Annotated in this window: 9 protein-coding genes; 4 read left to right on the plus strand and 5 right to left on the minus strand. The window is 60.2% G+C overall.

Features of this window, described 5'->3' with window-relative positions; genetic code table 11:
• The first annotated feature begins 132 nt into the window (after positions 1–132).
• The gene (locus ACR0AC_RS13555) at positions 133–2505 is read left to right on the plus strand and encodes a mechanosensitive ion channel domain-containing protein (RefSeq protein ID WP_170454505.1); all 2373 of its coding nucleotides are present in this window, start codon (positions 133–135) and stop codon (positions 2503–2505) included.
• Positions 2506–2592: 87 nt separating this feature from the next.
• On the opposite strand, the gene ACR0AC_RS13560 is transcribed toward ACR0AC_RS13555, so the two are convergent.
• From ACR0AC_RS13560 to ACR0AC_RS13580, 5 genes are read right to left on the minus strand one after another with little or no spacing between them, the layout of a single operon-like run.
• Positions 2593–3948 carry a CoA transferase gene (locus ACR0AC_RS13560; protein ID WP_170623867.1) on the minus strand — a complete coding sequence of 452 codons (1356 nt, stop codon included), beginning with the start codon at positions 3946–3948 and terminating at the stop codon, positions 2593–2595.
• Positions 3945–5099, minus strand: coding sequence for an ABC transporter permease (locus ACR0AC_RS13565; protein ID WP_170454501.1), 1155 nt, complete (start codon positions 5097–5099; stop codon positions 3945–3947). Before ACR0AC_RS13565 ends, ACR0AC_RS13560 begins: the two co-directional genes overlap by 4 nt.
• Positions 5096–6124: an ABC transporter permease gene (locus tag ACR0AC_RS13570; protein ID WP_170454498.1), complete on the minus strand. Its 1029-nt coding sequence runs from the start codon at positions 6122–6124 to the stop codon at positions 5096–5098. Before ACR0AC_RS13570 ends, ACR0AC_RS13565 begins: the two co-directional genes overlap by 4 nt.
• A 13-nt stretch (positions 6125–6137) precedes the next feature.
• Entirely contained in the window at positions 6138–8048 is a 1911-nt protein-coding gene (locus tag ACR0AC_RS13575; RefSeq protein ID WP_170520401.1) for an ABC transporter substrate-binding protein, read from the minus strand.
• On the minus strand, positions 8041–9813 hold the full coding sequence (locus ACR0AC_RS13580; protein ID WP_170520404.1) for an ABC transporter ATP-binding protein: 1773 nt from the start codon (positions 9811–9813) through the stop codon (positions 8041–8043). The genes ACR0AC_RS13575 and ACR0AC_RS13580 overlap by 8 nt, the downstream gene beginning before the upstream one ends.
• A 233-nt stretch (positions 9814–10046) precedes the next feature.
• On the opposite strand from ACR0AC_RS13580, the gene ACR0AC_RS13585 reads away from it, so the two are divergent.
• From ACR0AC_RS13585 to ACR0AC_RS13595, 3 genes are all read left to right on the plus strand, one after another.
• Entirely contained in the window at positions 10047–10544 is a 498-nt protein-coding gene (locus tag ACR0AC_RS13585) for a class I SAM-dependent methyltransferase (protein ID WP_170623863.1), read from the plus strand.
• 19 nt (positions 10545–10563) lie between these two features.
• The gene (locus tag ACR0AC_RS13590; RefSeq protein WP_480874081.1) at positions 10564–11193 is read left to right on the plus strand and encodes a glutathione S-transferase family protein; all 630 of its coding nucleotides are present in this window, start codon (positions 10564–10566) and stop codon (positions 11191–11193) included.
• Positions 11194–11306: 113 nt separating this feature from the next.
• Positions 11307–13709, plus strand: a complete 2403-nt coding sequence (locus ACR0AC_RS13595; RefSeq protein WP_480874084.1) for a GcvT family protein — start codon at positions 11307–11309, stop codon at positions 13707–13709.
• The last annotated feature ends 2 nt before the right edge of the window (positions 13710–13711 follow it).

Below are 13711 nucleotides of genomic sequence, written 5' to 3' on the forward strand. Positions count from 1 at the left end.
AATACCCGCAGTGACCCATTGCGCCAGGACCACGCCCCGGCACGATATTGAGTTCGATGGCCGTGATGGTTTGAACAGAGCGTAAGGGTTCTGTATTCTGAGCGGCATCTTGAGTTTAGGATGCAAGACCCTATGAAACCTAACTTTCTGGCTGGATTGATCCTGGCGTTGCTGACTGTTCTTCTGGTCTTGCCCGCTGGAGTTTCTGCGCAAACCTCTCTGATCCCCGGTTATCCGACAGGATCAACCGAAGAGACCGAGACAGCCAGCGAAGGCGATCTGGCCGCCGCGATCCGCGCCGCCAGCGAGGCTGGTGCCAGCGTCATCGTGATCGACAGTGCGGGGCAGGTTGTGACCTCGACCTCCGGCGGAGGGGCTGCGTCCGAGGACTCGGCGGAAAACCCAATGGCCGACGGATCGCAACTGATGCGGGCGCAAGAGCGGTTTTCGAAGTTCCGCGAGTCGGTCGCCTCGCGCCTGGAAGCCTTGCCCTATTCGGTATTCGAGGTTCAGTACGTCCTGCGCCAAACCAGCCCCGATGGGCGCATTCAGACCTATGTCGAGGTTCTGGTTTGGAACGTCCTGTTCCTGTTGTTAGGCCGATGGCTGTCGACGGAAATATACGGCAAACGCTTTGCCAAACGCTGGGTCGTGGCCCGAAGCAAAGAAAACCCCCAAGGCTATCGCGAAAAAATGCCGTTCCTTGTGTTCCGCTTCCTGATGGGAATCGGCGGAACCATATTTGCGATGCTGATGGCCCTGATCGTCGGGTATCTGTTTTTTGGCGAGGCCGAGGATATCTCGATCCAATTCACGGTAACGGCCATCTTCACGGCCTTTTTCCTGTCACGCACGGTGTCCGACCTGTGGCGGATGGTGCTGTCGCCGTATCTGAGCCAATATCGCCTGCCGCCCTTTTCCGACCGCAACGCGAAGCGGCTGTATATCTGGGCGTCGGCACTGGCCACCTATGACATCTCGGTCGTTATGTTCTCGACCTGGGTGGCGGATTTCGGGCTGAACTACAATGTCTATGCCATGGTCTATGGTGGCCTGACCATGGTGGGGGCCTTGGGCAATATCCTGATGATCCTGTTCAATGCAGGTGCCATTTCCAATGCGATCCGGGGTGGGCGCGCGCCCGGTCAGGTGTCGTGGATCTTGCGGTTCATCTCATTCGCCTGGGCCCCGGTGCTGATCATTTACATGGTATTCAGCTGGTTCAAGCTGGCAGTGGATCTGGTGCTGGAGAATGAAAACTCGGTCCCGATTGTGGCCAGCAGCTACGCGATCTTCATGTCCGTCGTCGTGGCCTATGGTGCGATGAACTATCTGCTGGAACGCTATTTCAACCGTAACCGCCAGATCGAAGAAAAGAATGCCACGGCGGACGAACCTCTGGAGGGCGAACTCGTTTCGGACACGCCAGAGGCCACGCAACGAAAGCACACGATCCTGACCTACGAAGACCTTGCCCGCCGTGTCGCCGGTATTCTGGCCTTTGTGGTCGGTATGTACGCGCTGGTCGTGATCTGGAACCCCGAGGCCAGTTGGAGCGAGGACCTGCCCGTCGGGCGCGCGTTGGATGTCATGGTGATCCTGTTCATCGGCTACATCCTGTTCAACTTCTTCCGCATCTGGATCGACAGTAAAATCGCCGAAGAATCCGATGACGGGACCGAGGCCGAACTGGGTGATGAAGGTGGCGAAGGCGGTCAAAGTCGGTTGGCGACTCTGTTGCCGCTGTTCCGGGGGGCGATTCTGGCCGTTGTCGTGGTCACGATTGTGCTGATCGTGCTGATGGAACTGGGCATCAATGTCAGCCCGCTGTTCGCCGGTGCTGGTGTGGTTGGTCTGGCCGTTGGGTTCGGCTCGCAAACGCTGGTCCGCGACATATTCTCGGGCGCGTTCTTCCTGTTGGATGATGCGTTCCGCAAGGGGGAGTATATCGACATTGGGGATGTGAAAGGGACGGTCGAAAAGATCTCGGTCCGGTCGTTCCAGTTGCGCCACCATCTGGGCGCGCTGAACACCATTCCCTTTGGTGAGATCAAGGTTCTGACCAACTATTCCCGCGACTGGGTGATCATGAAACTGCCCCTGCGTGTCACCTATGACACCGATGTGGAAAAGGTGCGCAAACTGATCAAGAAGCTGGGCCAGCAATTGCTGAGCGATCCGGTGATCGGCGAGAACTTTATCCAGCCGCTGAAATCGCAGGGCGTGATCGAGATGCAGGATTCCGCGATGATCATCCGGGTCAAGTTCATGACCAAACCGGGCGATCAGTGGCTGGTGCGCAAGAAGGTGTATCAGGAAATTCGCGAATTGTTTGCCCGCGAAGGTATCCGTTTTGCCCACCGCGAAGTCACTGTGCGGCTGGCAGATGACAAGAACGCCGAAGACCTGACGCCAAAACAGCGCGAGGCGGTAACCGGCGCTGTGCAGGCCGCGATTGACGAGGATTATCTGGACGATATCGGCCCCGGCGGCGACGACCGCTAGGGGTTCTCCCGCCCCTTTGGTCTGCGTCTCTGACGAGACGCCACCCAAAGCGTTGGGCCGGGCCGCGCGTGCCGCGCGGCGGGTGTGTCAGGGGGCCGGCGTCGGCCAGACAGGATCAGATGTGCCCAGTTTGTTGGCGGGACGGGGCCAGCGCAGTTCGGTCCCGCCCACGGTAAGGGGCGATTTCAGCCGGTATCCGGGGCCCCAGCCTGAATTTTCCATGGTTTTGGAATAGTCGCTTTTTGTGACTTCCCCGATTTCGTCCGCTGCGTCGGTCTTGCCCAAAACGGCAAGAAGCTCGGCCGTGCGGGCAAGGGACAGTTGCGCATGCATGACCGAGTTGCTTTGCGCCGCCTCGGCCAGTGCAGACAGGACGGCGGCTGCCATCAGGTATCCGGTTGCATGATCCAATGCCTGAACCGGCAACGGGGTTGGTCTGTCCGCCTGCGCCCAGCCCATGCCGGTATGTGCAATTCCGGCGCTCATCTGCACCAGACTGTCGAACCCGCGCCGCCCGGCCCAGGGGCCTTGCCAGCCATAGGCATCCAACGTGACCTCGACCCGGTTCGGGGCCAGTTCGTCCCGCTTGGATTTGGTCAGGCCCAAGGCGTCCAAAGCACCGGGACGGTAGCCATGGACAAAGACATCCGCCTCGGCCAGCAGAGCCTGCAGTCGCGCCAGCCCATCAGTTGATTTCAGGTCCAGATAAGCGCAGTGCTTGCCCAGAGAAATATCGGGGATCACGCCGGGTTCATCCCAATCCGGTGGATCAATGCGCAACACGTCGGCCCCAAGCCCGGCGAGCGTACGGGTCGAGACCGGACCCGCCAGAACCCGCGTCAGGTCCAGCACGCGCAACCCTGCCAGCGGGCGTTCAGCGGTGGCCTGGGGCCGATCACGCAGCGTGATATGTCTGGGGCTGTGCCATCCGATCAGCGGGTCTCGGGCGACTGCACGACCTTGGGGGTGGTCCTGCCACTCGACCCGGCTGCGCATTGCAGCGGCAACGCCGCCTTCCGCGACGATGGCGTTTTCCAGATCACCAATGGACCACGACCTGAGGGCCTGCGTGACCGCATCCCGGTCGGCCTCGGTGCCCAGGACCTTCAGCGCGGCGGCCCGGTGGTGCGGCAGGTTGGTGTGCAGCCGAATCCAGCCATCTGCGGCGCGGTAATCCCCTGCGATGGCGTCCCACAGGCTGGGCATCTGCCACCCATCGGGCTTGAAGGAATAGCGAAACCAGAGCGAGGCCAGACGTTGGTTGACCTCGATGTCGGGCGCTGTGGGCGTCAGGTTGAGCGCCACCATCAGGCGCGATACCTCCTGACCCACGGCAGCAAGGCTGGCAGTTGCAAGCTCAGAGACCGCGAAGGCGCTGGGCAATGCCCCGGACCCGGTGGTGCGATAGCCGTCAGATGCAGGCAGTGCGGCAAGCAGACTCATTGCTGATAGGGATCAAGGCTGTCGCGCAATCCGTCACCAAGGAAGTTGAAGGCCAGTACGACGACGATGATTGGCAGCATCGGGATGGCGGTCCACGGGTAGATCTCGATCGAGGCCAGGTTCTGCGCGTCATTCAGCATCACGCCCCAACTGACCGCCGGTGCGCGCAGGCCGAGGCCCAGGAAGGATAGTGCCGTTTCCCCAAGGATCATCGCAGGGATCGACAGCGTGGCCGAGGCGATCAGGTGGGACATGAAGTTGGGCAACAGGTGTTTGCGGATCACCCGGCCCGAGCTTGCGCCCATCATCTCGGCCGCGCGGACATATTCCTCTTCCCGCAGCGACAGGAATTTGGCCCGGACGGATCGGGCGAGGCCGGGCCAGTCGAGGATGCCAAGAATGATCGAGATGATGAAGAACACCGCAACCGGGCTCCAGTTCGATGGCACGGCGGCGGACAGGGCCAGCCACAAGGGAAGCTCGGGTAGAGAGCGCAGGACTTCGATGACCCGGTTGATCGTCCAGTCGATGCGCCCGCCGAAATACCCGGCCATGGATCCGAACAGGATGCCAAGGAAAAATGAGACCGAAATGCCGATCAGGCCCACCGTCAAGGACAGTTGCGCGCCGTAAAGGATGCGGCTGAACACATCACGGCCCAGCCGATCCGAACCCCACAGGAACAGGGTAGCGCCGTCCGGGGCGCAGAACAGGTGGGTGTCGGATTTGATCAGGCCGGCCAGCCGGTATTCCGACCCTTCGCAGAAGAAGCGGATCGGGCGCGGGTCTTCGGTATCGGGAACGAATTTCCACTGGAACGTCTCCAGATCCGCCTCGGCCACGATGGGATAGATGAACGGGCCTTTGAATTCCCCTTCGTGGAACCAGTTGATCGATTGAGGCGGAGCATAAAGGTGTTCGCCGTTCCGGTCATTTGGGCCATAGGGTGCGATGAACCCGGCGAAGGGCAACATCAGGTAACACAGCAACAGGAAGATGCCCGAAATCAGGCCCAGCTTGTGGGTTCTGAATTTCCGCCAGACCAGCACCCAGTTTGGCGCGTCCAGATCGGCACGTTCCAGCTGCTGGACCGAGGCTTGCGGGTCGAATGGGGCGTCATCGACAAAGCGATCATCGGGGCGGTCGGTCATGCTTCGCGCCCCTCATACCGAATGCGTGGATCGAGCATCACCAGCAGAATGTCCGAGATCATGGTGCCGATCAGCGTCAGCAAGGCCACGAACATCAGGATGAAGGCCGACAGGAACTGATCCTGTGTCTTGAGCGCCGTCAGCAGGGTCGGGCCGATGGTCTGCAGGCCCAGAACGACCGAGACCAGAACCGAGCCCGACACCATCGAGGGTAGCAGGTTGCCGATATCGGCCACGAAGGGGTTAAAGGCCACGCGCAGGGGGTATTTGGTCAGCATCCGCGACGGGGCCATGCCCTTGGCGATGGCTGTTTCCACATAAGGCTTGCCCAACTCGTCCAGCATATTCGCCCGCAGGCGTTGCATCATGGCCGAGGCTCCGGATGTGCCGATGACGAAGGTTGGCACGATCAGATGGATCAGGATGGATTTGAGTTTATCCCAACTCATCGGCTGGCCCTCGAATTTAGGGTCCATAAGCCCACCGATGGGCAGGTTGAAATACTGGTGGCCGTAATAAAACAGGATCAGCGCAAGCAGGAAGTTGGGCGTCGCCAGACCCAAATACCCGACAAAGGCCGAGGTATAGTCGATCCATGTCCGCGACCGCGCGGCGGCAATCACGCCAAGGGGCAGGGCGACTGCATAGACAAACAGGATCGCGGCAAGGTTCACGACAACGGTCAGCCACAGCGTATCGCCAACGATCTCGGACACCGGGCGGTCGAATTCAAAGGACCAGCCCCAGTTGCCCTGCAACATGCCCGAAAAGCCGTGCGGACCGGGCCAGAACCCCATCCAGATCAGGTATTGCTCCCACATCGGGCGGTCCAGCGCGTATTCCGTGCGCAGGAACTCGGCCTTGGCCACGCCTGCCGATTGACCCGAAGCCTGAAGTTCGGCGATCTGATTGCTCAGATAGTCGCCGGGCGGCAGGTTGATGATCACGAAAATCAGAACCGAGACCACCAACAGGGTCAGCAGCATCGTGAAAAAGCGATACACCGCATAGCGCAGCATGACCATTTAGCTGCTCCTGTCAGTCGGCGAAGAAGAACTCATCCGGGCGGTGAACGCCGAAATGCGCGCCGGGCTCCCACGCCCACATGGCCTGTTCCGGAACATTGCGCAGACGGTTCGAGACGACGATGGGCTGCGGTGCGCCGTTCAGGATGCCAATGGCATACAGCTGATCGGCGTGAATATTCAGCATTTCGGTCCAGGCGGCCTCACGCTCTTCATCCGTGGTGGCGATCTCCCATTCATGGGCCAGTTCCATCAGGCGCTCGGCCTCGGGCATATCGGGGGCTTCGCCAACCTCGCCACCGGTCTGATAATACTGGCCCCATTTCGGCCAGGCCAAAAAGACCTGATCGGTCGGTGCCAGATAAGACGGCGACGTATGGGCCTGCGGCAACCCGTCATCCCACCCGAACCAGACCGAGGCCATGGTGTTCCCGGCAAAGACACGGTTGCGCAGGATGTCGCGGTCCAGCGGGCGCATCACCAGTTTGACGCCAATCTCGCGCCACGTGTCGGTGACGATTTGCAATGCGTTTTCAACCTCTTGTCGCTCACCGGCGGTTTCAATCACCAGTTCCATGGGGCGGCCATCGGGCAGCAGGCGGATGCCATTCTTGTCGCGCTGATCCAGCCCGGCCTCGTCCAGCAGGGCATTTGCCTGATCGACATCGAAGTCGGCCCAGGCCTTGGCGTTTTCCTCACTGTAGAAAGGCGAGGCGGGCAGAACCGACATCGCCATCGGCTTTGCCAGCTTGAAGTAAAGGGCCTGATTGATCGTGTTGCGATCAATTGCCAGCGACAGTGCACGGCGTACACGCACGTCGCGCAGCACATTGCGCCAAGCTTCGTCCGAGTAGTTCAGGTTGGGATAAATCGCGATCTGCGAGGCCACGCCGGTTTTCCACAGCAATGTCTTGTAGTTGCCAACCTCTTCCCCCTTTTTCAGGATCGAGGCATCGCGGAATGCCAGACCACGGCCCTGCAAATCGCTTTCGCCAGCGTTGGTCTTGGCTGCGACCAGTCCGGGGGCAACAATCTCCATCTCGACCACGTCGATATAGGGCAGTTGCACACCGTTCGAGTCGACGCGGTGATAATATGGGTTGCGGATAAAGCTGTGCCGGATCTTCTTGCCCGAACTGGCATTCAACCATGGCTGCAGGGTCGGCAACTCACTATTGTCGAATTTATACAGGTTATCCAGCTTGTTATGCAGGGCCGCCCAGCTTTTGACGCGGGCATCTTCGACCTGAAACGCCAGCTCTTCCGGGTCCGCAAATTTCTCGTGATATTGCTTCAGGAAAGCGGCTGGCCGGTAGATGAAGGGCGGACGGGCCTGCGCCAGCGATTGCAGGAAATCCGGATTGGGGTCATCCCATTCGAAGATCACGGTTGTCTCATCCGGGAATGAAACAGTGGGTGTTTTGCCTTCGACGATCAGAAAATCCGGGGGGCCGGATGGGCTGAGCAATTCGTTATTGGCAACATCTTCCCACCAATAGCGGAAATCTTCGGAGGTGAATGGCGAGCCGTCGGACCACTTATGACCTTCGCGCAGGTTAAGGGTGAACTTGCGGTTGCCTTCGTTTTCGAACGAGGCCAGCAGGTCGGGGACAATCTCGTAATTTTCGTCAAAGCCGACCAGACGGGCATATCCGTAAACGACCATCTGACGAATATCCTTGGAGCGGGTCACCATGGTGCGCAGGGTCCCGCCGGGCGTTCCGAACTCGCGCCCTTTGGCGGCCAGATCGACGACCAAAGGCTCTTTCGGCAAACGTTCGGTAACCGGTGGCAAGTCTCCGGCATCAACCTTTGCGGCCCAGTATTCGGCCTCTTGCGGTGTTGGTGTTTCGGCTGCGGCGGCCAAGGTCGATGAAAAGGCCAGCGATGCGGCAAAAAACAAATGGCGAGTGGTCTTAAACATGACAACGTACCTTATGGCCCGGCTCCAATTCCACAAGTGAAGGTATCACGGTGTCAGAGAAACGAAAGGCTTCATCCCAACTGTCCGGCGCGCCGGCGCCCAACGAAACCATTTTCAGGTCGATCGGGCGGTTGATATCGGGTTCTGGTTGAGCGGCAATCAACGCCTTGGTGTAGGGGTGGCGCGGATTGTAGAAAAGGGTTTCGGGTGGGGCTTGTTCAACGATCAACCCCCGGCGCATCACGGCGACCTCATCAGCAATGCGCGCCACGACCGCAAGATCGTGAGAGATGAAGAAGTAGGACAAGTTCAGACTGTCCTGCAGGTTTTCCAGCAATGTCAGGATTTGTTCCTGTACCGACACGTCCAGCGCCGAGGTCGGCTCGTCACACACGATCAGTTGCGGGTCCAGCATCATGGCGCGGGCGATGGACAGGCGCTGGCGTTGACCGCCGGAAAAGGCGTGCGGGTAGCGTTTCAGCATGTCGGCGTTCAGACCAACACGCTGCAACATCTCGGCGGCCTTGTCCCGCTGTTCCGACGTTGAGCCTATCCGGTGAATCTCCAACGGCTCAGTCATCGCATCCTGTATTCGCATGCGGGGGCTGAGCGAGCTATAGGGGTCCTGAAACACCATCTGCGCCTTGCGCTGAAAGGCGGTGCGCTGGGCGCGGCTCATTTTGTGGACGGGGATCGGGTCTTCGGTTGCGGAGGTGCGGAACAGCACCTCTCCGCCCGGATCGGGCAGTTCCGCGCCAAGGGCGATCCGGGCCGCGGTGGTCTTGCCCGAGCCGCTTTCACCTACGATGGCCAGCGTTTTACCGCGCGCAAGTTTCAGATCGACGCCGCGACAGGCATGAATTTCCTTATCTGCCTGCCAGCCCTTGCTGGCCCGCATCGTATAGGTCTTGGAAACCCCTTTCATTTGCAGGATCAGGTCTTCGTCAGGCATGGGAATGCCCACGGCATCCTGATCGGGGATTTCGGGCGCCGCATCGAACAACTGCTTGGTATAGGGATGTGCGGGCGCAGTCAGGATGGGCGCGGCGGGACCCGCCTCCATCACGCGGCCCTTGTGCATGACCACGACCTGCTCGGCCATGTTGGCAACCACGCCAAGGTCATGGGTCACAAGGATCAGCGCCATCCCGGTTTCGCGTTGCAATTCCTTGATCAGACCAAGCACCTGCGCCTGTGTTGTCACGTCCAGCGCGGTTGTCGGCTCATCCGCGATCAGCAATTCAGGCTTGGCCACCATCGCCATCGCGATCATCGCGCGCTGACGCATACCGCCGGACAGCTCGAACGGATAGGAGTCATAGGCGCGCTGCGGGTCGGGGAAGCCGACGCGTTCGAATTGCGTCAGCACCTCTTTGCGGGCCTGCGCCTCGGACGCGCCGCGATGCAGCCACAGCACCTCGCTAACCTGATTGCCGATCTTGTGCAGCGGCGACAGCGAACGCATGGGTTCCTGAAAGATCATCGAAATCCGGTTGCCGCGAATGCCGCGCATCTCACGCTCGCCGATCTTTACAAGATCAGCGGTGCCCTTGGAATCGTTCAGAATGATCGAGCCGCTGCGAATCTGTGCGGTTCGGGGAAGGATGCGCAGCGCTGCCCGGCACGAGATCGTCTTGCCCGACCCGGACTCGCCCACAAGGGCAAGTGTCTGCCCGGCCTCAACGTCGAAATTCACGTCTGTGACCACAGGATCACCCACGCCAAAACCAATGCTGAGGTCTCTGACGGACAACAACGCGCTCATTCGGGTTTTCCACCCCGTTGGCCGTACGGTAGCATCGGCTGTATCAACTCCCCGTGATTTTTTCGTCAGTGTCGCGCGGTTCCGCCCGTCTAGTCAAACCCGTTCTTAGACTGAAATGTCTCGGGAATATGAAAGTTATGTCTTCGCTGCTACACAAACTCTTGAGTTTTTGTCATCTAGTGCACAGCCGCCTGCGTCTATGCTGGTGAGCGGTATCAAGGAGAGATTTCCCCGTGTCCGAGAATCAAAGCCGTCTGGATCTGTTCATCGACCGCATGGTGTCGCAGCGCGCCTGTCTGGATTTTGCGATAGCGCAGACCGCAGGGATGGAGGGGCCGGTATTCGAACTGGGTCTGGGCAATGGCCGGACTTATCATCACATGATCCGGCACATTCAGGACCGCCCGGTTTACGTGTTCGAACGCGCGGTGGCCTCGCACCCGGACAGCACCCCGCCCGAGGATCGGGTCATTCTGGGCGATGTGCGCGAGACGCTGCCCGCCTCGGTCGCGCGTTTCGGCGCGTCTGCCAGCCTGATCCACGCGGATCTTGGCGGGCATAATCGCGAGAAGAACGATGCCTTCGCGCGCCTTGTTTCCCCGCTGATCGAGCCGCTGCTGGCCGAGGGCGGGCTGATGGTGTCGAGTGACCGAATGTATTTCGAAACGCTGACTGAACTGCCTTTGCCCGGCGAGGCCGTCGTAGGGCGCTGTTTCGTCTATCGCCGATGATCCAAGAAGGACCCAGCCGATGATCTTCTATGATTGTTCAACAGCGCCAAACCCCCGCCGGGCTCGCATGTTTATCGCCGAAAAGGGGATCGACATCGAAACGCGCGAGGTCTCGATTGCCAAGGGTGAGCAGCTGGAGGATGCGTTTCTGGCGGTGAACCCGCGCGCGACCCTGCCGGTTCTTGTGACGGACGAGGGCGCGGTCCTGACGGAAAACCTGGGAATCGCGGCCTATCTTGAGGCGAGCTTTCCCGAACCGCCCTTGATGGGGCGTACACCTGACGAAAAAGGCCAGGTGTTAATGTGGCACGCCCTTGTCGAACAACAGGGCGGTGCCCCGATTGCCGATGCGCTGCGGAACGCGCATCCGGCCTTCAAGGATCGCGCCATTCCCGGTCCGGTCGATTACGCCCAGATCCCTCAACTGGCGGAACGTGGTGCGGCACGTGTCGGGGCGTTTTTTGACTTGCTTGAGGGCAGATTGGCCGAGAGCCCCTTTGTCGCCGGGGATACCTTCAGCCTCGCCGATATCTCGACCTTCGTTTTCGTCGATTTCGCGCGCGTGATCAAAATGCGGATACCCGAGGGCAATACCGCCACGCAAACGTGGTTTCACACGGTTCAATCCAGGCCCAGCGCCAGTCTTTGAAAGCAGCCAAAACAGGCGGGTGTCTGATTGGGTCGATTACTGTACAGAAATGTCTAGACAGAAGTGAACAGTGCCACTAGCGTCTTTCCAGGTTCTGATTAGGGGAGGTCGGGATGAAATCCCAATACCGTGTCGTGGTCATCGGGGGCGGCGTTGTTGGCGCCTCGGTTCTGTATCATCTGGCCAAGTTCGGCTGGTCGGATGTTGTGATGCTGGAACGGCGGCGGCTCGCCTCGGGCTCGTCCTGGCACGCGGCGGGTGGCATTCATGCGCTGAACGCGGATCCGAATATGGCCTCGCTACAGGCCTATACCATCGACCTGCTCAGCGAGATCGAAAAGGAATCGGGCCAGAATATCGGGTTGCACATGACCGGCGGCCTGACGCTGGCTGGCACGCCCGAACGGTGGGAGTGGTTGCAGGCCAATTACCGAATCTTCCAATCCATCGGCATTGACGATTGCGAGTTGCTGAGCCCGCAAGAGGCACAGAAACGCTGCCCGATCATGTCCACTGAAGGCGTTTTGGGCGCGATGTGGGCGGATCGCGAGGGGTATATCGACACCACCGGCACCGTTCAGGCTTATGCCACCGCCGCCAGAAAACGCGGGGCCGAGTATTACGAGGAAACCAAGGTCGAACACCTGACGCAGACGGCCGATGGCTGGGAAGTGGTGACCGATAAGGGCACGATCACCTGCGAACACGTGGTCAATGCCGCCGGTCTCTGGGCCAAGCAGGTGGGCCGGATGGCGGGCGTGGAACTGCCGGTTTCGCCGCTCAAGCACCACTATCTGATTACTGACACCGTACCCGAGGTGGCGCAGGCCGATTTCGAGATGCCGATGACCGTGGACCTGGAAGGGTTCACCTATATGCGGCAGGACCAGAAGGGTGTTCTGGTCGGCATTTATGAGGTCGATCACGAACACTGGGCCATGGATGGCGCGCCGTGGAATTATGGTGAGGAACTGTTTCAGGAACAGCTCGACCGGATCGAGAACGAGTTGACGCTGGGCTTTGAACGCTATCCCTCGATCCAGAACGTGGGCATCAAGACATGGGTAAACGGCGCGTTTACCTTCTCGCCCGATGGCAACCCTCTGGTCGGGCCGGTGCCGGGCAAGCGTGGCTATTGGTCGGCCTGCGCGGTGATGGCCGGATTCCTTCAGGGTGGCGGCGTTGGCAAAACGCTGGCCGAGTGGATGATCCATGGTGAGCCCGAAGCCGACGCATGGCCGATGGACGTGGCACGTTACGGAGATTTTGCGCAGAACAAGCGATACATCCGCGAGACGACCGGCCAGTTCTATTCCCGCCGTTTCGTGATGACCTATCCGAACGAACAGCTTCCTGCGGGCCGTCCGCTGAAAATGGCCCCGGCCCATGATGCAATGACCGAGGCGGGCTGCAAATGGGGCGTCAGCTGGGACCTTGAGGTGCCGCTGTATTTTGCGCCGAAAGGGTTCCAAGAGACGCCGACGCTGAAACGCTCGAACGCGCATGACATCGTGGCCGAGGAATGCAGGGTGATCCGCGACGGCGTTGGGCTGCTGGATATTTCAGGCTTTTCCCGGTTCGAGGTCACAGGGTCGAATGCAGAGATCTGGCTGGACAAGATCATGGCCTCGAAACTGCCCGCGCCGGGTCGGGCCAAGCTGGCCCCGATGCTGGGCGAGAACGGGCGCCTCAAGGGTGATCTGACCGTCCTGAACTGGGGTGATGGCACCTGGTGGATCATGGGCAGCTACTATCTGCGCGCCTGGCACATGCGCTGGTTCGACGATCACATGATCGACGGGGTTGAGGTCCGCGATCTGGGCGAAGAATACTGCGGGTTCGCCGTGGTTGGCCCGAAATCGCAGGCAGTGGTCGAGAAACTGGCGGAACAGGATATCTCGGGCCTGAAATTCATGGGGTGTGGAGATTTCGACATCGGTTTGGTCCGCGCCCGCGTGGCCCGCATGTCGGTGACGGGCGAGAAGGGGTACGAGATCAACTGCCGCTATGGCGATCACATCAAACTGAGGCGCATGTTGCTGGAGGCCGGGGCCGAGGACGGTATTCGCGAGTGCGGTTTCAACGCAATGCTGTCGACTCGGCTTGAGAAAAGCTTTGGCATTTGGTCCGCCGAGTTCACCCAGGCCTATACCCCCGGCATGACCGGTATGGATCGCTGGATCGACTGGGATAAGAACTTTGTCGGCAAAGACGCTGCCTTGGCCGAGCGCGATGGCAACGGCCCGGCGCAGGTGCAGGTGACGCTGGAGGTGGACGCTTTGGATGCCGATGCCAGCGGCTATGAACCCATCTGGTCGGGCGAGGACCGCGTTGGTTTCGTCACCTCGGGCGGCTATGGCCATTACACTGGCAAGTCGCTGGCAATGGCCTTGGTCAACCGCGACAAGGCCGCGCCGGGTACGGAACTGACCGTGCATGTGGTGGGGGTCGAACGACCCGCGCGGGTGATCGCCCCATCGCCGTATGATCCCCAGGGCAAGGCGATGAGGGGCTGAGG

This window comes from Ruegeria sp. H7 (genome assembly GCF_056532945.1).